Origin of the sequence: Actinomadura mexicana, assembly GCF_900188105.1 — a bacterium.
Lineage (GTDB): Bacteria > Actinomycetota > Actinomycetes > Streptosporangiales > Streptosporangiaceae > Spirillospora > Spirillospora mexicana.
Map to the genome: position 1 here is coordinate 133717 of NZ_FZNP01000007.1, position 19002 is coordinate 152718.

At 77.2% G+C, this 19002-nt stretch carries 16 protein-coding genes and 2 tRNA genes; 6 read left to right on the top strand and 12 right to left on the bottom strand.

What is annotated here, in order from left to right:
• From CHC11_RS19385 to CHC11_RS19420, 8 genes are all read right to left on the bottom strand, one after another.
• The gene (locus CHC11_RS19385; RefSeq protein WP_089313171.1) at nt 1-300 is read right to left on the bottom strand and encodes a 4a-hydroxytetrahydrobiopterin dehydratase; all 300 of its coding nucleotides are present in this window, start codon (nt 298-300) and stop codon (nt 1-3) included.
• A 61-nt stretch (nt 301-361) separates the two neighbouring features.
• Complete coding sequence (locus CHC11_RS43470; RefSeq protein WP_089313172.1) at nt 362-2410, bottom strand: ArnT family glycosyltransferase; 2049 nt, start codon at nt 2408-2410, stop codon at nt 362-364.
• Nucleotides 2411-2425: 15 nt separating this feature from the next.
• Nucleotides 2426-4516, bottom strand: coding sequence for an ArnT family glycosyltransferase (locus CHC11_RS19395; protein WP_089313173.1), 2091 nt, complete (start codon nt 4514-4516; stop codon nt 2426-2428).
• The gene (locus tag CHC11_RS19400; protein ID WP_089313174.1) at nt 4513-5868 is read right to left on the bottom strand and encodes a bifunctional glycosyltransferase family 2/GtrA family protein; all 1356 of its coding nucleotides are present in this window, start codon (nt 5866-5868) and stop codon (nt 4513-4515) included. Before CHC11_RS19400 ends, CHC11_RS19395 begins: the two co-directional genes overlap by 4 nt.
• A gap of 90 nt (nt 5869-5958) precedes the next feature.
• Nucleotides 5959-7452: a sensor histidine kinase gene (locus CHC11_RS43475; RefSeq protein WP_281258345.1), complete on the bottom strand. Its 1494-nt coding sequence runs from the start codon at nt 7450-7452 to the stop codon at nt 5959-5961.
• Nucleotides 7449-8186, bottom strand: a complete 738-nt coding sequence (locus tag CHC11_RS19410) for a response regulator transcription factor (protein WP_089313175.1) — start codon at nt 8184-8186, stop codon at nt 7449-7451. Before CHC11_RS19410 ends, CHC11_RS43475 begins: the two co-directional genes overlap by 4 nt.
• Before the next feature lie 85 nt (nt 8187-8271).
• Entirely contained in the window at nt 8272-9405 is a 1134-nt protein-coding gene (locus CHC11_RS41400) for a hypothetical protein (RefSeq protein WP_089313176.1), read from the bottom strand.
• Nucleotides 9406-9523: 118 nt separating this feature from the next.
• Nucleotides 9524-10534: a hypothetical protein gene (locus CHC11_RS19420; RefSeq protein WP_089313177.1), complete on the bottom strand. Its 1011-nt coding sequence runs from the start codon at nt 10532-10534 to the stop codon at nt 9524-9526.
• A gap of 283 nt (nt 10535-10817) precedes the next feature.
• Between CHC11_RS19420 and rsgA the strand changes: the two genes are divergently transcribed.
• Together rsgA and CHC11_RS19430 are read left to right on the top strand one after the other, a co-directional pair.
• Nucleotides 10818-11945 (top strand): ribosome small subunit-dependent GTPase A, encoded by a 1128-nt coding sequence (gene rsgA / locus CHC11_RS19425; protein ID WP_089313178.1) that lies wholly within the window; start codon nt 10818-10820, stop codon nt 11943-11945.
• Nucleotides 11942-12457 (top strand): GNAT family N-acetyltransferase, encoded by a 516-nt coding sequence (locus CHC11_RS19430; protein WP_218826161.1) that lies wholly within the window; start codon nt 11942-11944, stop codon nt 12455-12457. Before rsgA ends, CHC11_RS19430 begins: the two co-directional genes overlap by 4 nt.
• A gap of 126 nt (nt 12458-12583) precedes the next feature.
• Here CHC11_RS19430 and CHC11_RS19435 read toward each other — a convergent pair whose 3' ends face one another.
• Together CHC11_RS19435 and CHC11_RS19440 are read right to left on the bottom strand one after the other, a co-directional pair.
• Complete coding sequence (locus tag CHC11_RS19435) at nt 12584-13411, bottom strand: ABC transporter permease (RefSeq protein WP_089313180.1); 828 nt, start codon at nt 13409-13411, stop codon at nt 12584-12586.
• Nucleotides 13408-14415, bottom strand: a complete 1008-nt coding sequence (locus tag CHC11_RS19440; RefSeq protein ID WP_245919450.1) for an ATP-binding cassette domain-containing protein — start codon at nt 14413-14415, stop codon at nt 13408-13410. The genes CHC11_RS19435 and CHC11_RS19440 overlap by 4 nt, the downstream gene beginning before the upstream one ends.
• A gap of 94 nt (nt 14416-14509) precedes the next feature.
• Between CHC11_RS19440 and CHC11_RS19445 the strand changes: the two genes are divergently transcribed.
• Together CHC11_RS19445 and CHC11_RS19450 are read left to right on the top strand one after the other, a co-directional pair.
• Nucleotides 14510-15235: a TetR/AcrR family transcriptional regulator gene (locus CHC11_RS19445; RefSeq protein ID WP_089313182.1), complete on the top strand. Its 726-nt coding sequence runs from the start codon at nt 14510-14512 to the stop codon at nt 15233-15235.
• Between the two features lie 188 nt (nt 15236-15423).
• Nucleotides 15424-15870, top strand: coding sequence for a hypothetical protein (locus CHC11_RS19450; RefSeq protein WP_089313183.1), 447 nt, complete (start codon nt 15424-15426; stop codon nt 15868-15870).
• Nucleotides 15871-15916: 46 nt separating this feature from the next.
• Here CHC11_RS19450 and CHC11_RS19455 read toward each other — a convergent pair.
• Both CHC11_RS19455 and CHC11_RS19460 read right to left on the bottom strand, forming a co-directional pair.
• Nucleotides 15917-15989, bottom strand: a tRNA-Arg gene (locus CHC11_RS19455).
• 40 nt (nt 15990-16029) lie between these two features.
• Nucleotides 16030-16102, bottom strand: a tRNA-Cys gene (locus CHC11_RS19460).
• A gap of 346 nt (nt 16103-16448) precedes the next feature.
• Between CHC11_RS19460 and CHC11_RS19465 the strand changes: the two genes are divergently transcribed.
• Nucleotides 16449-17909, top strand: coding sequence for a benzaldehyde dehydrogenase (locus tag CHC11_RS19465; protein ID WP_089313184.1), 1461 nt, complete (start codon nt 16449-16451; stop codon nt 17907-17909).
• 130 nt (nt 17910-18039) lie between these two features.
• Nucleotides 18040-18954, top strand: a complete 915-nt coding sequence (locus CHC11_RS19470; protein WP_089313185.1) for an alpha/beta hydrolase — start codon at nt 18040-18042, stop codon at nt 18952-18954.
• Nucleotides 18955-19002 lie beyond the last annotated feature (48 nt).

The window sequence follows — 19002 nt, forward strand, 5'->3', positions numbered from 1 at the left end:
CTATCGGGCGCCGTGCCGGGCGGCGATCCGGTCGATCGTCGCGGCGAGGTCGAAGTCCTTGCCGGTGAGGCCGCCGGCGCTGTGGGTGGACAGGGCGAAGGTCAGGGTGCGCCAGCGGATGTCGATGTCGGGGTGGTGGTCGGCGTCCTCGGCGGCGCGGGCGACGCCGGCGACCACCTCGATCCCGGCCGCGAACGAGGGCGCGGTGACCTGCCTGCGGATCCGGTCGCCGTCCCGGCTCCAGGCGGGCAGGCCGCGCAGGCGGTCGGCGACTTCGTCGGCGTCGAGCGTGTCGGCCATCGGGTCACTCCCTGTTCGCTGCTGCCGTTCCCCCTCCTTCTTCCCGCTGCGGGACGCCCCGTCACCCCGCGGCTCGGGTCAGGTCGTACAGGACGGTGCCGCCGACGGTGGCGGGGGTGTAGTGCGCGGCGACCCATGCGCTGATCTGCCGGGCGGCGTCGCTGCCGCTGCCGGCGCCGCGTGTCCGGCCGCCTCCTTGGCCGCGGTCCGCGCCGACGAAGTAGTGGATCTCGCCTTGGCGGGCGAGGCGCTGGAACTCGGCGAGGGTGGGGGCGGGGTCGGTGCCGTTGAACCCGCCGACGGCCATCACGGGCCGGCCGGTGGCGAGCTGGTAGCCGGCGGCGGTGTTGGACCCGACGGCGGCGGCGACCCAGGTGTAGGAGGCGGCGCCGGCGTTGAGGGTGGAGGCGGCGGCGGCGTCGGGGGTCCCGGCGTCTAGGAGCCCGCCCGGTCCCCCGCCCGGGCCTGCGCCGCCCGGCCCCCCGCCGCGCCCGGGGCCGCCGGGCAGGCGCCCGGCGGTGCCGGGGCCCTGGGGCGGGGCTCCGCCGCCGGGTCCGCGGGTCCAGCCGCCGGGTCCGGCGCGGCCGGGACCCCGGCCCGGGCCGCCGCGGCCGGGGCCGAACCCGGTGGAGGCGGCGGGGCCGGCGGTCACGATGGCGCCGGTGTGCGGGGTACGGGCGGTCTCGGCGGCGTAGGCGGCGGGCCCGGCGAGGCAGGCCAGGACCGCCAGGGCGGCGACCCCGGCCAGGACGGGCCCGCGCAGCAGCCGCACGGCCGCCAGCCCCACCGCCGCCAGGAGCCCGGCGGCCGCGACCGCGGGCGCGAGCCAGGGGTGCCAGTCCGGCGACCGGCCGAGCAGCACGTGGGCCCACAGGGCGGTGAGGGCGACCGTCGCCGCCAGGACCGCGGCGGCCTCGGGGTCGCGGCGGCGTTCCCACAGCAGCGCGGCGCCCATGCCGGTGAGCGCGGCGATCGCGGGCGCGAGCGCGACGGTGTAGTACTCGTGGAAGATGCCCTGCATCCAGCTGAAGACCGCGGCGGTGAGCAGGAGCCATCCGCCCCACAGCGCCAGGGCGGCGCGGGCGGGGTCGGTGCGGGACGCGCGGCGCGTCGCCCACAGCCCGGCGGCGAGCAGGACGAGCGCGGCGGGCAGCAGCCAGGAGATCTGGCCGCCGATGACGGACCCGAACATGCGGCCCCATCCGGCGTCCTGGTCGAGGTTGCCGAGGCCGCCGGTCTCCTCGCCGTTGAGGCGTCCGAGCCCGTTGTAGCCGAGGGCCAGTTCCAGGACGGAGTCGTGCTGCGATCCGCCGATGTAGGGGCGGGCGGAGGCGGGCACCAGCGCGACGGCCGCGACCCACCACCCGGCCGAGGCCACCAGCACTCCCCCGGCGGCGGCCAGCTGCCACAGCCGCCGCCGCCAGGGCGTGGGCGCGGCGAGCAGGTACACCAGCGCGAACACCGGGACGACCAGGAACGCCTGGAGCATCTTGGCCAGGAACCCGGTCCCGGTGCAGGCGGCGGCGAGCAGCAGCCAGCGGGTGCTCGCGCCCTCCTGGGCGCGCAGCGCGGCGTGGGCGCCGAGGGTCAGCAGCAGCACCAGCAGGGCGTCGGGGTTGTTGAACCGGAACATCAGCGCGGCCACCGGTGTCAGGGCGAGCGCGGCGCCGGCGAGCAGGGCAGCCCAGGCGGGGAAGCGGCGGCGGACGGCCGCGTGCAGGGCCGCGACGGTCGCCACGCCCATGAGCGCCTGCGGGACGAGGATGCTCCAGGTGTTGACGCCGAACACGCGGGCGGCCAGGGCCATCGGCCACAGCGCGGCGGGCGGCTTGTCGACGGTGATGGCGTTGGCGGCGTCGGAGGAGCCGAAGAAGAACGCCTTCCAGCTGGTGGCGCCGGCCTGGACGGCGGCGGAGTAGAACGCGTTGGCCCATCCGGACGCGCCGAGTCCCCAGATGTAGGCGGCGCCGGTGGCGGTGAGCAGGGCCAGCAGCGCGGGCCTGGCCCAGGCGGGGTCGGCGGCGGGGCCGCGCAGCAGCCGCCGCGGGAGGCCGCCCCACCCGCGCGGGGTGCGGGGCGCGGGCGGGGCGGTCGGGATCGTGGTGGTCATGTGCGTGTTCCCTGTTCAGCCGAGCTTGTACAGCCGGGCGCCGGTGGAGCCGCCGGTGGCGGTGGTGGTGGTGCCGCCGTAGGCGCTCGCGTCGACGGGGGTCGCGTTCTTCTGGACCCAGGCGGTGACGGCGGTGTCGCCGCCGGGGCCCATGCCGCCGCCGAGCATGATGTAGCGGAGCTTGCCGTCCTTGACGTACTGCTGGAGCTTGGCGACGGTCATGGCGGGGTCGCTGCCGGTGAAGCCGCCCATGGCGATGACGGGGCGCCCGGTCCGCAGGATGATCGAGGAGGCCTCCTGGGCGCTGGAGACGGCCAGCAGCCAGGTGGCGCCGCCCTGGTTCTTCTCCAGGTAGGAGATCATCTGGGTGTCGGCGCCGCCGCCGGGCCCGCCGCCGAATCCGCCGCGCGCGCCGGACCCGCCGGGCCGCTGCCCGCGCCCGTCCGGGGCCTGCCCGTCGGGGGCCTGCCCGTTCTGGCCGCCGGCCTGCCACGGCGGCATCCGCCCGCCGGGGGCTTGCGCGCCGGGCACGGGCATGGCGGGGGGTGTGCCGCGGCCGCCGCGGAAGGCGCCGGGCCGGCCGAAGCCGCCGCCGGAGGCGGGCCCGGCCAGGGGGTTGGTGCCGTTGGAGGTGGTGGAGGCGGCCGAGACGGCGTAGGCGCCCGGGCCCGCCAGGCCCGCGGTCACGGCGAGGGCCAGGCCGGCGACGGTGGCGCGTGTCCCGGCGCGGCCGGCGGCCGCCCGTCCCGCGATCAGGGCGGCGACGGCCAGGACGGTGGCGGCGGCGACGGCCCACCGCAGCCACGGGTTCCAGGACGGTGTGCGGTCCAGCAGGACGAACGCCCACGCGCCGGTGGCGGCGACGCCCGCGGGCAGCGCCCACGCCCAGGCCCGCGACGTGCGGTGCGCGCCGGTCAGCAGGACGGCTCCGGCGCCGGTGAGCGCGGCGATCGCGGGGGCCATGGCGGTGGAGTAGTAGGGGTGGAAGGTGCCCTGGGCGAAGCTGAACACCACGTAGTGGACGGCGAGCCACCCGCCCCACAGCAGCAGCGCGGCGCGTGCGGGGTCGGTGCGGGGGCGTCGGCGCAGCAGGACGAGGCCGGCGGCCAGGGCGAGGACGGCGAACGGGACGAGCCAGGAGATCTGGCCGCCGAGGATGTCGTTGAACAGCCGCCCGGCGCCGGACTGGCCGCCGAATCCGCCGCCGCCTCCGGGGCCGCCGCGCCCGCCCGGGCCGTCGCCCTGGCCGAGGATGCGGCCGAGGCCGTTGTAGCCGATGACCAGGTCCCAGGCGGTGCCGTCGGTGCTGCCGCCGATGTAGGGGCGGGAGCGGGCGGGGACGGCGTCGACCAGCAGCGTCCACCAGAGGGAGGAGGCGGCCAGGACGGCGCCGGCGGCGAGCAGGTGCCCGGTGCGGCGCGCCGCGCCGGGCCGCGCGGCGACCAGGTAGGCAAGGGCCAGCGCGGGGACGACCAGGAACGCCTGCAGCATCTTGGTGTTGAAGCCGCATCCGACGAGGAGCGCCGCGAGCAGCAGGGACCGCAGCCGGCCGGTGTCGATGGCGCGCTGGCAGGCCCAGGCCGCGGCGACCAGGAACAGCACCAGGAGGGTGTCGGGGTTGTTGTCGCGGTTGATCGCGACGGTGATCGGGGTGAGGGCCAGGACGGCGGCGGCGGTGAGCGCGGCGGCGTGCCCGAAGGCGCGGCGGACCGTCGCGTACAGCACGGCGACGGCGGCGACGCCGGCGGCGACCTGCGGGAGCAGCAGGCTCCAGGTCCCGAAGCCGAGGACGCGGGCGGCCAGGCCCATGGCCCACAGCGCCATGGGGGGTTTGTCGACGGTGATGTAGGAGCCGGCGTCCAGGGAGCCGAAGAAGAACGCCTTCCAGCTCTGGGTGCCGCTCTTGACGGCGGCGGAGTAGTAGGCGTTGGCGTCGCCGGCGGCCGACAGCCCCCACGCGTACAGGGCGGCCGCGACGATCAGGACGGCCCACAGGGCGGGGCGCGCCCAGCGGGGGTCGCCGGCGGGGCCGAGGAGCAGCCGGCGGGCGCGGCCGCGGGGCGCGGCGTGCCCGGTGGCGGGCGGCGGGGTGAGGGTGGAGGTCATGCCGTGGTCCCTCCGGTGCGGTCGGCGGCGGGTGCGGGTGCGGCGGCGGGCCCCGCGACAGGTCCCGCGGCGGTTGCGGCGGGGTGGTCGCCGAGGCGGCGGGGGTGGAAGATCCAGGCGCGCATGAGCAGGAACCGCACGAGGGTGGCCAGGGCGTTGGCGGCGACGAGCGCGGCGACCTCGACGGCGCGTCCGGCGCCGGGCGCGGCGGCGTGCAGCAGGGCCAGGCCGCCGGTGCTGAGGGCCAGGCCGAGCAGGAACGCGGCGCCGCCTTCGAGCTGCTGGCGCAGCGCGCGGCGGTTTCCGGTGACGCCGAAGGTGAAGCGGCGGTTGGCGGCGGTGTTGCCGACGGCGGTGATCAACAGGGAGAGCGCGTTGGCCCACAGCGGCCCGAGGAAGAGGCGCAGCAGGACGAACAGGATGAGCTGGGCGAGGGTGCTGAGGACGCCGATGACGGCGAAGGCGGGCAGTTGGCGGGCCATGCCGGCGGGGAGCGCGCCGGTGGCCCCGCCGATGGCCCCGCCGATGGCCGCAGAGGGGCCGGGGCGCCCGCCGACGGGGGCGCGGAACGCGCCGGTGAGCATGCGGCGGGCGACGCGGGCCATGCCGCGCAGGTCGTCGCGGGCGGTGCGCAGGACGTCGACGCGGCTGTCGGGGTCGTCGACCCAGTCGACGGGGACCTCGTGGATGCGCAGCCCGTTGCGTTCGGCGAGCAGCAGCAGTTCGGTGTCGAAGAACCACTCCTCGTCCTCGACCGAGGGCAGCAGCGCCTGCACGATCTCGGTGCGGGCGGCCTTGAAGCCGCACTGGGCGTCGGTGAAGCGGGCGGCCAGGGCGGTGCGCAGCAGCAGGTTGTAGCAGCGGGAGATGATTTCCCGGCGGGGGCCGCGCACGACGGCGGAGCCGCGGGTCAGGCGGGAGCCGATGGCCAGGTCGCTGTGCCCGGAGATGAGGGGGGCGACCAGCGGCAGGAACGCGTCCAGGTCGGTGGACAGGTCGACGTCCATGTAGGCGACGACGTCGGCGTCGCTGGTCCCCCACACGTGGCGCAGGGCCCGGCCGCGGCCCTTGTCGCGCAGGCGGACGGCGCGGACGCGGGGGTGGCGGGCCGCCAGGTCGCGGGCGATCGGCCACGTGGCGTCGGTGCTGGCGTTGTCGGCGACGGTGATCCGGAAGGGGTAGGGGAGGGTGTCGGCGAGGTAGGCGTGCAGGCGTTCGACGCTGGCGGAAAGGACGCGTTCCTCGTTGTGGACGGGAACGACCACCTCGACGAGCCGTCCCCGTCCGCCGTGGTCGTGCGGCGGCGGGGGCGGCGCGGCGGGCGTGCCCGGTTCGGTGATGAGGTGACTCATGGGACCGAGGTTCGGGGGCCGGTGTGGGAGGGCGGTGAGCCGTGTCTTAACGCCGCATGAGAAACGCGCCGGGCCCGCCGGGCGGGGAGTTCAGTCGCCGGGGGCGGGGGTGCCGGGCAGGTCGACGCGGGCGAGGGTGCCGCCGCCGGGGGCGGGTCGGAGGGCGACGCTTCCGCCGTGTTCGGCGACGACGCGCGCGACGATGGACAGTCCGAGCCCGGAGCCGGGCAGGCTGCGGGCCGACGGGGAGCGCCAGAACCGTTCGAACACGTGCGGCAGGTCGGCGGCGGGGATGCCGGGTCCGTGGTCGCGGACGGTGAGCTCGCCGCCGTCGAGGGCGACGGTGACGGTGCCGCCGGGCGGGCTGAACTTCACGGCGTTGTCCAGGAGGTTGACGATGGCGCGTTCCAGGGAGGCGGGGTCGCCGTGGACGTGCCAGGGCCGGGCGTCGCAGGTGATGGTGAGGCCGGGGCCGCGCAGGCGGGCGCGTTCGACGGCGCGGTCGAGGACCTCGTGCAGGGCGACGGTCTCGCGGACGGGCGCGGTGTCGGCGGGCCGGGCGAGCTCCAGCAGGTCCCCGACGAGGCTGGACAGTTCCCGCATCTGCGCCCTGACGCTGGCCAGCAGCCTGCGGCGGGCGTCCTCGGGCAGGTCGCGGCCGGCGGCCTCGGCGCGCAGCAGCAGGTCGATGTTGGTGCGCAGGCTGGTGAGGGGGGTGCGCAGCTCGTGCCCGGCGTCGGCGATGAGCTGCTGCTGGCGCTCGCGGGAGGCGGCCAGGGCGGCGGTCATGGTGTTGAAGGAGCGGCTGAGCCGGGCGATCTCGTCGGTGCCCTCCTCGGGGATGCGGGTGTCCAGGTCCTCGGTGCGGGCGATGTGCTCGACGGCGCCGGTGAGCTCGTCCACGGGCCGCAGCGACGCGCGGGCGATCATGAGGCCGGCTGCGGCCGACACCAGGACGCCGAGCGCGGTGACGGCGGTGAGCAGCAGCGCCAGGTTGTCCAGGGGCCCCTGGACCTCGTCGAGGGAGATGGCGTAGGACACGGCGGCGGGGGTGCCGTCGGGCAGCCGGAACGAGCGGGTGAGGATCCGGACGCCGTTCTCGGTCCCGGAGGCGGTGACGCCGGTGCCGTCGCGGTAGACGTGGTCGCGTTCGCCGCGGGCGGTCTGCGCGTCCTCGGCGGTGACCTCCAGCGCGCCGGCGCCGGGGACGGTGCAGCGCCGCCCGTCGGCGCGGACCAGCTGCATGATCTCGTAGGGGCCCGGTGGCGGGTTCTGGGCGCCGGTGCCGGTGGGGTCGGAGGAGCAGGCGGCCAGGATCGCCTCGGGGCGGCGCGGCAGGCGGGGGCCGTGGAAGGGGGGCTGCCCGTCGCGGTAGCCGCCGTCCCGGGCGCCGGGCGGGCCGCCCGACACCGCGCCGAGGCGGCGGTCCAGCTCGCGGTACAGCTGGTTGCGGGTCAGCAGCCAGCCCGCGCTGGCGCAGGCGGCGACGGCCAGCGCGACGGCCGCGGCGGTGAGCAGCGCCATGCGGGCGCGCAGCGTGAGCCGCCGGGTGAGCCGCCGCGCGACCGGCGCGCGGGTGCTCACGGGGACGCCGCCGGGCGCAGCACGTACCCGACGCCGCGGACGGTGTGCACCAGCCGCGGCAGCCCGCCCGCCTCGGTCTTGCGCCGCAGGTACATCACGTACACGTCCAGGGAGTTGGAGGCGGGTTCGAAGTCGAACCCCCAGACGGTCTCCAGGATCTGCTCGCGGGTGAGGACCTGGCGGGGGTGGGTGAGGAACATCTCCAGCAGCATGTACTCGGTGCGGGTCAGTTCCAGGGGTCGCCCGGCGCGGGTGACCTCGCGGGTGAGGGTGTCCATGCGCAGGTCGTCGAAGGCCAGGACGTCGCCGGGGGCCGCGGCGGGGCGGGCGGCGGGGGCGGCCATGGCGGCGCGGCGCAGCAGGGCGCGGACGCGGGCGAGCAGTTCGTCCAGGTCGAACGGTTTGGCGAGGTAGTCGTCGGCGCCGGCGTCCAGTCCGGTGACGCGGTCGCCGACCATGTCGCGGGCGGTGAGCATGAGCACCGGCATGGTGGCGCCGAGGGCGCGCAGCCGCCGGCAGGCGGTCAGGCCGTCCATGCGGGGCATGAGCACGTCCAGCACGACCAGGTCGGGGGTCTCGCGCTCGACCTGGTCCAGGGCGGTGACGCCGTCGGCGGCGCCGGTGACCCGGTAGCCCTCGAACTCCAGGCTGCTGGTCAGCGACTCGCGGACGGCGGGTTCGTCGTCGACCACGAGGATCCGCGGGGGCGGTGCGTCCTGCGCGCCGGGTTCCATGTACTCACGGTAAACAGCGCCGGTGGGCGGCCCGGCCACCGGCGCTGGTTTCTCATGGTTCTTTCAGAATCTTCTGAGGGGCGGTTCAGCGTTCCAGGCCGGGGGGCGCGCCGGTGTCGCCGGTGTCGCCGGTGTCGCCGGTGGCGTCGGCCCACGCGTCGCCGCCGCCCGCGGCCTCGGTGGCGGCCTCGGTGGCGGCCTTGATGACGACGGCGGTCGCGGCGGCCGGGGCGGGGCGGGTGGCGGTGGTCCAGGTGGTCTTGGCGACGTCGACGACGACGTCGCGGGACACCTCGACGATGATGCCGCGCAGGGTGTCGCGCAGGGCGAGCTTGAGGGCGTCGCGGAGCAGTTCGCGAAGGACGGCCTCGACGGCGGCGGTCGCGGCGCGGGCGGCCAGGTCGCGGGCGGTGCGGGCCAGGGCGCTGCCGGCGGCGGCGGTGAGCAGCCCGGCGGCGGCGCGGGCGGCGTCGCGCACGGCGGGGTCGCGGCCGGCGCGGGCGGCCAGGTCGGCCAGCGGCGCCAGGTCGGCGGCGGCGCCGGTGGTCCGGGCGGCGCCGCGGGCGGTGTCGCGCAGCGCGGCGGCCAGGTCGCGGGCGGCCTGCTCGGCGGTCTGGCGGACGACGCGGGCGACGACGTCGCGGCCGGCGGCCATGAGGGCGTCCACGGCGGCGTCGGCGACGGTGTCGACGGCGGCGTCCACGACCATCCGGGTGGCGGCCTGCACGGCGGGGGCCGTGGCGGTGCGGCCGGCGGCGTCCAGGGCGGCGGCGGTGGCGGCGCGGGCGAAGGGGCTCTGGGCGGCCAGGCGGCGCGCGGCGGCGGCCATGGGGTGGCGGGCGGCCTGCTCGGCGAGGGTCATCGCGGCGGTGGCGGCCTCGAACGCGCCGGCGGTGGCGGGGTTGGCCGCGGCGGCGGCGCGGGCCTCGGTGACGGCGCGTTCGGCGGCGGCGCGGGCGGCCCTGACGGCGGCGTCCCGCGCGGCCTGCTCTACGGCCCTCATCACCGGCGTCCCCGACACCTGCGCCAGGATGCGGTCGGCGGCGACCGCCGCCGCGCCGCGGGCGGCGTCGCGGACCGGCTCGCTCGCGGTGGCGATCCGCGCGGCGGCCGGGGCCAGGCCGTCCCAGGTCTCCTGCACCCGCCGGGCGGCGGCCCGGTCGGCCCGGTCGGCCCGGTCGAGCCCGGTCGGCCGTTCGTCGTTGTCGTCCACGGTCACGCCCCCTCATCGCGGTCCCGCCCCCAAATCACCATAACTGCCGAACAGTGCCGCCAGTTCCGGCCGCCGCGCCGCGTTCCGCCGCCGCCCGGGCAGGGACGCGCCCCGGTGGGCGCGGTCAGCGGCCGCAGGACGGGCAGGGGGTGCGGGTGCGGCGGGCGTAGGCGCGGGCGGCGGCGGCCATGCCGGCGCCCCAGGCGAAGTAGGCGGGCACGGCGACCCAGAAGAACGCCTCGGGCAGGTCCAGGCCGCCTTCCGGCGGGAACGGGTTGCGGCCGTGCAGCCGCTCCCAGGCCATCTGCAGCAGCATCAGCCCGAAGTAGACGACCAGGCCGCCGGAGATCGCGGCGCCGGGCCACAGCACCAGCCGGCGGGGGACGCCGCGCCCGGACAGGACGGGGACCCGGCGCGGCCAGGTCCGTCCGAAGGGGTGGACGAGGGCGAGGGGCAGCAGGCAGCCGCCGAGCACGAACCCGGCCTCGAACAGCACCGCCGAGGCGCCGCCCGACAGCGGCGACTCGCCGAACCCGACGACGGCCTGGGCGGCGATGCGGGTGAGGCATCCGGCGACGGCGAGGTAGGCGGCCCCGTACGCCCAGGCGGGGGTGCGGGGCAGGGCGCGTCCCGCGGCCGCGGGACGCGCGCAGGAGGCGCAGGCCGGTCCGGTGCGGGTGCGGGCGGTGTAGGCGCGGGCGGACAGGGCCGTCAGGACCCCGGCGGTGACGGCCGCGGCCCGCGACAGCGCGCCGAGCGGGTGGAAGCCAAGGCCCAGGCCGGGCAGGACCGCGCCGACCGCGTCCAGCAGGAGCATCGCGCCGGAGGCGACCAGGCACGCCGCGGCGGTCCAAGCGGCGCCCGCCAGCGCAAGGCGCGGCGCGCGGGCGAGGAGGTCGGCGCGCGGGAGCGTCAGGGCGGCCAGGGCGAGCGCGGCGGCCCCGCACAGTCCGGCGCCCGCCCATCCGGTGAAGACGACGAGGTCGGTGCCGATGGGCGACATGTCGTGCGGCCGGTGCCCTGAGGCCCAGTAGGCGCGCAGGGCGCCGTAGGCGGTGACCCAGGCGAGCGCGGCCGCGGGCAGGCGGCGTCCCAGGGCGTGCGGCGAGAGGCGTGCGGCGAGGGTGGTGGCCATGGTCACGATCGTGGCCGCGGCGGGGCGCGCGGGGCCTCCCCGCCGCGGCCGAGGCCGCTCCCCCGAGCGGGTGAGAAAAGCGGTTGGCCGGGCGGGGGCGGGCCGGTAGTGTCCGGGGCGGAACCGGAAGGGGGATGAGGACCTATGGCCGTCGCCGCGGTGGCTGCTGCCCGCAGCAGCACTCAGCCCGTCCTCGTTTCCCGGGCCTCCGGCTGACCGTCCCACTGCGCGCCGACTGCGGCGCCGTCACGCCGAAGCCCCTTCACGCAAGGGTTCCGATCCGTTGTCTTCCTCTTTCACGGGGTCGTCTCCTCTGGCCGCCTACGGCTGGGACGACGCCCTGGAGCATGAGTTCACCTCTCACCGCGCGGCGGGGCTGATCCCCGCGCGGGTGGCCGCGGTCGACCGCGGCCTGTGCGATGTGGTCACCGAGAACGGCCCGGCACGGGCCTCCACCGGGCCCGTCCTGTCCGCCGGGTCCAGTGGATCCGCCGGGTCCGGCGGTGACCGGTCGGCGGCGCCGTGCACGGGCGACTGGGCGGCGCTGCGCCCCGGCGGCCCGGACGGGCGGCCGGCGGTGGCGGCGCTGCTGCCGCGCCGTACCGCGATCGTGCGGTCGTCGGCGTCGCGGGATTCGCGCGGCCAGGTGCTGGCCGCCAACGTCGACACCGTCGCGGTCGCGGTGTCGCTGGCCGCCCCGCTGGATCTGGGGCGGATCGAGCGGCTGCTGGCGCTGGCCTGGGAGAGCGGGGCGCGGCCGGTGGTCGTGCTCACCAAGGCCGACCGGGTCCCCGACGCCGCCGGGGAACGCGCCGGGGTCGCCGCTGAGGTCGCCGCTGCCGCGCCGGGCGTGGACGTGGTGGCCTGCAGCGCCGCGACCGGTGAGGGCGTGGAGGCCGTCCGCGCCGTCCTGCCGGGGACGGTGGTGCTGGTCGGTCCGTCGGGCGCGGGCAAGTCCACGCTGGGCAACGCGCTGCTGGGCGCCGAGGCGCTGGCCACGGGCGCGGTCCGGGAGGCCGACGGCAAGGGCCGCCACACCACGGTGCGGCGGGAGCTGCTGCCGCTGCCGGGCGGCGGCGTCCTGATCGACACGCCCGGGCTGCGCGGCGTGGGCCTGTTCGAGGCGTCGCAGGGGCTGGAGCGCGCCTTCGCCGACGTCGAGGAGCTGGCCGCGCGGTGCAGGTTCGGCGACTGCGCGCACGAGTCCGAGCCGGGCTGCGCCGTCCTGGAGGCGATCGAGGACGGGGCGCTGCCGCGCCGCCGCCTCGACAGCTACCGCAAACTGATGCGCGAGAACGCGTGGGCGGCCTCGCGCACCGACCAGCGGCTGCGCGCCGAGCGGGAGAACCGCACCAAGGCGATCAGCAGGTGGCAGCGGCAGATGTACAGGGAGCGGGGGCGGGACCGGTGAGCTGGACGACCAGGCCGGAGGCGGCGGGCGAGGCGGGCGCGGTCCGCGCGGTGGTGCGGGCGGCGTTCCCGACCGTCCACGAGGCGGATCTGGTGGACGCGCTGCGCCGGGACGCGGCGTGGGTGCCGGAGCTGTCGGTGGTGGCCGAGGACGAGGACGGCCGGGTCGCCGGGTACGCGCTGGCGACGCGGTGCGCGGTCGGCGGGGCGGGCGCTCTGGCGCTGGCGCCGGTGGCGGTCCTGCCGCGGGCGCAGCGGCGCGGCGCGGGCGGCGCGGCCGTCCGGGCGGTGCTGGAGGCGGCGGCGGCCCGCGCGGCGGCCGGGGGCGAGCGGCTGGTGGTGGTGCTCGGGCATCCGGAGTACTACCCGCGGTTCGGGTTCGTGCGGGCGTCGCGGCTGGGCGTCGGCGTTGAGTTCGAGGTGCCCGACGAGGCGCTGATGGCGCTGGTGCTGGACGGGCCGGGCCCGGTGCCGTCGGGGACGGTGCGGTACCCGGCGCCGTTCGGCGTCTGACCTGCGCGTTGACCTGCCGACCCCCGGTCGGCCCGGGCCCCGCGCGGGGCCCGGGCCGGCCGGGGGTCGCGGTGCGGTTCCGGCCCGCGGCGCCGTCCCCCTGTCACGGGGGCCGGCTGCCGGGGGTCAGCGGCCGCGGACGCGGTAGGTCCGCACGGACAGGGGCGCGAACACCGCGAGCAGGAGCAGCGCCCAGCCGATCGTGGCGGGGACGGGGTGGGCGAGGGGCCAGGCGAGGTCGCCGGCGGGCGCGCCGGGGTTGCCGAACAGTTCGCGGCAGGCGGCGGTGAGGGCGCTGACGGGGTTCCATTCGGCGATGACCTGCAGGACCTTGGGCATGCCGCCGGTGGGGACGAAGGAGTTGGACAGCATGGTGACGGGGAAGACCAGCGGGATGAGCTGGTCGGCGGTCTGCTCGTTCTTGACCACCAGGCCGAGGTAGCAGCCGGCCCAGCTGAGCGCGTACCGCATCAGCGCCAGCAGCAGGAACGCCTCGGCGGTCTGCCAGACGCCGTTGTGGGCGCGCCAGCCGACGGCCAGGCCGGCGGCGGCCATGATGGTCATGCCGAGGACGCCGTTGAGGATCTCGGCGCCGGTCTGCCCGAACGGGACGGCGGCGCGGGCCATGGGCATGGAGCGGAACCGGTCCATGACGCCGCGGGAGGCGTCGGTGGCGACGCGCATCGTGACGGCCATGGTGGAGGTGAAGGTGACCATGGCGAACAGGCCGGGCATCAGGTACTCGCGGTAGTTGCCGCCGCCGGGGACGGAGATGGCGCTGCCGAACACGAAGCCGAACAGCACGACCATGACCGCGGGGAAGATCAGGGCGGCGATGAGCTCGCCGGGTTCCTGGCGGATGCGGCCGAGTTCGCGGCCGATGAGGGTGAGGCCGTCGGTGAGGGCCCAGCGCAGCCGTCCGGCACGGGAGGCGGGGGCGGTGAGGGCGGTCATCGGACGGTCTCCTTGCGGCGCCCGGCGGTGTCGGTGCCGGTGTCGGTGTCGGTGCCGGGGGTGTCGGTGCCGGCGGTGTTGCCGGTGAGGCGCAGGAACACCTCGTCGAGGGTGGGGCGGCGCAGCCCGACGTCGCCGACGGTGACTCCGGCGCGGTCGAGTTCGCGGACGACGTCGGCCAGCCGCACCGATCCGGCGGTGAGCGGCACCGTGAGGCGCTCGCCTTCCAGGGCGGGGTGGCTGCCGGTGAGGGTGCGCAGGAGCGCGGCGGCGCGGCCGGCCGTGGCGGGGTCGTCCAGGACGACGTCGAGGCGGTCGCCGACGGAGGCCTTGAGCCGGTCGGGGGTGCCGGTGGCGATGACGCGGCCGTGGTCGACGACGGCGATGTCGTCGGCGAGCCGGTCGGCCTCGTCCAGGTACTGGGTGGTGAGCAGCACGGTGGTGCCGTCGGCGACCAGGCCGCGGACGGCGTCCCAGATCTCGCCGCGGCTGCGGGGGTCCAGGCCGGTGGTGGGCTCGTCCAGGAACAGCACCTGGGGCCGCAGGATCAGGCTGGTGATCAGGTCGAGGCGGCGGCGCATGCCGCCGGAGTAGCCGGCGACCTGCCGGTCGGCGGCCTCGGCGAGCCCGAACCGCTCCAGCAGCTCGTCGGCGCGGCGGTGGGCCTCGCGGCGGGGCAGGTGGTAGAGGCGGCCGAACATGCGCAGGTTGCCGCGTCCGGTGAGCTTCTCGTCGACGGCGGCGTACTGGCCGGCCAGGCCGATGCGGGCGCGGACCCGGTCGGGGTCGCGGGCGACGTCGTGGCCGGCGATGCGGGCGTGCCCGGCGTCGGCGTCGGCGAGCGTGGCCAGGATCCGCACGGCGGTGGTCTTGCCCGCGCCGTTGGGGCCGAGGACCCCGCAGACCGTGCCGGCGGGGACGGCCAGGTCGAGGCCGTCCAGGGCCTGGGTGTCCCCGAAGCGCTTGCGCAGCCCCTCGGCCACCACGATCGGTTCGTCGGTCACAAACCCTCCTCTGGGTACGTTGTACGCAACTACGGTAGACAACTGAGTACGACGTACGCAACTAGGATGCTCGAGAGAGTCACGAGGAGGTCCCTTGACAGGCGGCGAACGGCACGTCGGCATCTGGTCGGTACCCGAGCGGCAGGGCCGGGGGCCGCGCCCGGCCTACAGCCGCGCCCAGATCACCGAGGCGGCGATCCGCATCGCCGACGCCGAGGGCCTGGAGGCGGCCTCGATGCGCCGCATCGCCGCCGAACTGGGCACCGGCGCGATGTCGCTGTACCGCTACGTGCCCTCCCGCGAGGACCTGATCGAGCTGATGGCCGACCACGTCCTGCTGGAGATGGACATCCCCGAGCGGCCGAGCGGGGACTGGCGCGCCGACCTCACGCTGATCGCCGAGAACACCCGCGCGGTGTGGCGCGGGCACGCCTGGCTGTCGGGCCTGGCCCGGCCGCGCGCCACGCTCGGCCCCAACCAGCTGCGGCTGCTGGAGTTCGCCCTCGGCGCGCTGGACGTCGGCATCCCGATCGACGACATGGTCGCCCTGCTGAACATGCTGAACGGCTACATCGAGCGCACGGTGCGCAACGAGATCGAGTGGATGCGGGAGATGCGCCAGAGCGGGATGACGCCCGAGCGCTGGATGATGCAGAGCGCCCCCTATGTCCGCGAGCTGCTCGACTCCGGCAGGTACCCGATGTTCGAGCGCATCGTGAAGGACGCGCGCCTGCCCCACATGTCCGGCGAGGACCAGTTCCGCTACGGGCTGGAGCGCGTCCTGGACTGCATCGCCGGCGCCCTGCCCGACCCGGCCTGACCGGACCCGCCACACCGAGGCGAGGGGGCCGCGGGGCGACGGGGTCCGCGCTTGGATCGGCCGGGTTGGATCGGCCGGGTTGGGGGCGCATGAGCTGGGGCGGGCCGGGCACGAACCCGGCGAGGTGACGATTGCGTTCGGCCCGGCGGCTCGCAGGGCCCGCAGTTCGTTCGTGATCGGAGAGGCACATGACCGTGATTCCCGCCCGGGGTGCTCCGCGACCGACCCTCCACAGCGGCAGGTGGCCGCTGCCCGGAGGGCGGGCCGCGGCGAGCAGCGTCCGCGGGATCGTGCAGGGCGCCCTGCACGTGTGGGGGCTGGGGCCGGCGACGGCGAGCCTGACCGACCGGCTGGCGCCGCTGATCCAGGACGTGGTGGCGCGGGCGGACCCGCGCCGCCGCGGCTCGCTGGTGCTGCGGCTGGAACTGCACGAGCCGGTCAGGCTGCTGCTGGGCGAGGTCCTGCGGCCCGGCGGCGCGCCCGGCGCGGAGGCCGGGCGCGACTGCAACGTCGCCGCGATCGCCGTCACCTACGGCAGGCGGCCCGTGCGGGCCGACGCGGGCGCCTGGTACGCCCACGTGTTCGTGTGGCCGCCCGCGCCGAACCCGGCACCGGGCCCGCTCGGAGGCCGCTGACCTGTTCCCGGCTCGGCCGGCCCCCGCCCGCGGCGGGGGCGCGGTGCCTCCCCGGCAGGAATCGAACCTGCGGCTTCCGGCTTCGGAGGCCGGCGCTCTGTCCGCTGAGCTACGGGGAGTGGGGTCCCGCCCCCAGGGTGACAGCGGGGACGGGACGGGAGACGCCGGTGGGATTCGAACCCACGTGTGACGGTTCTGCGGACCGCCGCCTGAGCCGCTCGGCCACGGCGTCACGGGACCGGCCCCTGCGGGCCGGTGAGGAATCGGGGCCGCCCCCGCCGGGGGGCATGGAACGCAGGTGGATCAGCGGGGCGTCCGGCCGGTGGTTCGGGACCGGGGCGCGGTGAGTGCGCGGCGACAGCGGGTCATCTCCCGTCCCTCCCTTCTCCGGTGCCGTGGCCCGCCTTCGCGGGGCCCGTGCGGATGCTGCATGATCAGAGTGCCCGCGCGCGGCGGCGCACCGCAACGGGTTTTCCACCCGGCCGGTTTCCACTGAGCGGAACGTTGACGTTCCGGCGTGCTCCTCCGGTGGTGAGGGTGGGAGTTTCGGCGCGGCACCCCTTCTGCGAGGAGGAACGATGACGTTGCTCGACCCTGGCGCGTGGACCGGGAAGATCTTCGACGGCGGCTGGGCGGCGGCCGGCGACGGCGGCGTGTTCGAGGTGAGCGAGCCCGCGACCGGCGGGACGCTCGGCACGCTGGGCCAGGCGGGCGCCGCGGACGTGGCGCGGGCGGCGCGGGCCGCGGCGGCGGCGCAGCGTGACTGGGCGGCCCGCACCTACGAGGAGCGCGCCGCGGTGCTGCGCGCGGCGGGCCGGCTGTTCGAGGAGCACGCCGCCGAGATCGGCGACTGGATCGTGCGGGAGGCGGGGTCGATCCCGCCGAAGGCGGACCTGGAGACGCATTTCGCGGCGAACCTGTGCTACGAGGCGGCGGCGCTGGCCTCGCACCCGCAGGGACTGGTGCTGCCGTCGGCGCAGCCGCGGTGGAGCCTGGCGCGGCGCCGCCCCGCCGGAGTGGTGAGCGTGATCGCGCCGTTCAACTTCCCGCTGATCCTGGCGATGCGGTCGGTGGCGCCGGCGCTGGCGCTCGGCAACGCCGTGCTGCTCAAGCCGGACCCGCGCACGGCCGTGTGCGGCGGGGTGAGCATCGCGCGGATCTTCCAGGAGGCGGGGCTGCCGGAAGGGCTGCTGCACCTGCTGCCGGGCGGCCGCGAGGCCGGGGAGGCGGTCGTGGCGGCGCCGGAGGTGCGGGTGGTGTCGTTCACCGGCTCCACCGCCGCCGGACGCAAGATCGGTGAGGTGTGCGGGCGGCTCCTCAAGCGCGCCCACCTGGAGCTCGGCGGCAACAACGCGCTGATCGTGCTGCCGGGTGCGCGGGTCGCCGACGCGGTGTCGGCGGGCGCGTGGGGCGCGTTCCTGCACCAGGGGCAGATCTGCATGACCTCCGGGCGGCACCTGGTGCACGAGAGCCTGCACGCCGAGTACGTGGCGGCGCTGGCCGACAAGGCCGACAAGCTCCCGGTCGGCGACCCGGCGGCCGGGCCGGTCGCGCTCGGCCCGATCATCGACGCCCGGCAGCTCGCGCACGTCGACGAGCTGGTCAAGGCGACGGTCGCGGCCGGGGCGCGGCTGGCGGCCGGCGGCACCCACGAGGGCCTGTTCTACCGCCCGACCGTGCTGGACGAGGTGACGCCCGACATGCCCGCCTACGCCCAGGAGGTGTTCGGGCCGGTCGCGCCGGTGGTGCCGTTCTCCACCCCGCAGGAGGCGGTGGAGCTGGCGTCGGCGACCGAGTACGGCCTGTCCCTGGGCATCCTCGGCGACGTCGGGCAGGCGATGAAGATCGCCGACGCGGTACCGACGGGGCTGGTCCACATCAACGACCAGACGGTCAACGACGAGCCGGTCGTGCCGTTCGGCGGGGTGGCGGCGTCGGGCAACGGGTCGCGGTTCGGCGGCCCGGACGCCAACATCGAGGCGTTCACCGAGACGCAGTGGGTCACGGTCCGCGGCGAGATCGCCACCTACCCCTTCTGACCCCGCGCCCGCAGCCGCGGCCCCGGTCGGCGCCGCGGCCGCGAGTCCAGCGGCGACCGGTCAGGAGCCCCGCTCTCCCGGACCCGACGGGATCACCCCGGGCCCGTAGGCTCGGTGCCGAGGAGGGGTGATGGGCCGCGATCCGGAATACCTGGCGTTCCTGCGGGCCCGCCTCGCCGCCCCCGGCGGGACGGGCCGCACGGTCGGCGACGCCCGCCGCGAGCACGCCGCCGACCTCGCCCGATCCCCGCGCCCGCCCGTCGACACCGTGGCGGACCTGACGGTGCGGGGACCCGCGGGCCCGATCCCCGCCCGGCTCTACCGGCCGGCGTGGGACGGCCCGGCGCCGGTTCTGGTGTACCTGCACGGCGGCGGATGGGTGCTCGGCGACGTCGAGTCCTACGACCCGGTCGTGCGGGCGCTGGCCGTGGCCAGCGGTGTGGCGTGGGTGTCGGCCGGATACCGGCGCCCACCCGAGGACCCGTTCCCGGCCGCGCTGCACGACGCCGTCGCCGCCGTCCGCTGGGTCACGGCGAACGCGGCCCGCCTCGGCCTGGACCCCGCCCGGGTCGGGGTGGCCGGGGACAGCGCGGGCGGCCAGCTCGCCGCCGCGGCCGCCGGCCTGCTGCGCGCCGCGGGGCCCGCCCGGCCCGCCCTGCAGGTCCTGCTGTACCCGGCGCTGGACCTGCGCGAGGTCCCGCCGCCGCTGCCCGACCCCGACGGGCTGCGGTTCCCGCCCTCGGGCATCGGCCGCGCCCTGGACGCCTACCTGCGCGGCGCCGACCGCACCGGCCCGCAGGTGTCGCCGCTGCTGGACCCCGACCCGTCGGGCCTGCCCCCGGCGGTGATCGCGACCGCCGAGCACGACCGGCTGCGCCCGCAGGCCGAGGCGTACGCCGCGCGGCTGCGGGAGGCCGGCGTGCCCGTCGCGCTCGTGCCCGGGACGGGCCTGGACCACGGCTTCCTCGGGTGGGGGGCGTTCGCGCGCCGCCCCGCCGAGGCCGTCGCGCGGATCGGCGCCGCCGTGCGCCGCGCCCTCACCTGATCGCCCTCCGGCCCCGGGCACCCGGCCGGACCACTGCCACCGCCGGCC

Excerpts from the sequence above, each read along its gene's own strand:
- CHC11_RS19450 (WP_089313183.1), top strand. The coding sequence starts at position 15,424 with ATGACCGTGATTCCCGCCCGGGGTGCTCCGCGACCGACCCTCCACAGC.
- CHC11_RS19410 (WP_089313175.1), bottom strand. The coding sequence starts at position 8,186 with ATGGAACCCGGCGCGCAGGACGCACCGCCCCCGCGGATCCTCGTGGTC.
- CHC11_RS19420 (WP_089313177.1), bottom strand. The coding sequence starts at position 10,534 with ATGGCCACCACCCTCGCCGCACGCCTCTCGCCGCACGCCCTGGGACGC.
- CHC11_RS19470 (WP_089313185.1), top strand. The coding sequence starts at position 18,040 with ATGGGCCGCGATCCGGAATACCTGGCGTTCCTGCGGGCCCGCCTCGCC.
- CHC11_RS19400 (WP_089313174.1), bottom strand. The coding sequence starts at position 5,868 with ATGAGTCACCTCATCACCGAACCGGGCACGCCCGCCGCGCCGCCCCCG.
- CHC11_RS19385 (WP_089313171.1), bottom strand. The coding sequence starts at position 300 with ATGGCCGACACGCTCGACGCCGACGAAGTCGCCGACCGCCTGCGCGGC.
- CHC11_RS19465 (WP_089313184.1), top strand. The coding sequence starts at position 16,449 with ATGACGTTGCTCGACCCTGGCGCGTGGACCGGGAAGATCTTCGACGGC.
- CHC11_RS43470 (WP_089313172.1), bottom strand. The coding sequence starts at position 2,410 with ATGACCACCACGATCCCGACCGCCCCGCCCGCGCCCCGCACCCCGCGC.
- CHC11_RS19395 (WP_089313173.1), bottom strand. The coding sequence starts at position 4,516 with ATGACCTCCACCCTCACCCCGCCGCCCGCCACCGGGCACGCCGCGCCC.
- CHC11_RS19435 (WP_089313180.1), bottom strand. The coding sequence starts at position 13,411 with ATGACCGCCCTCACCGCCCCCGCCTCCCGTGCCGGACGGCTGCGCTGG.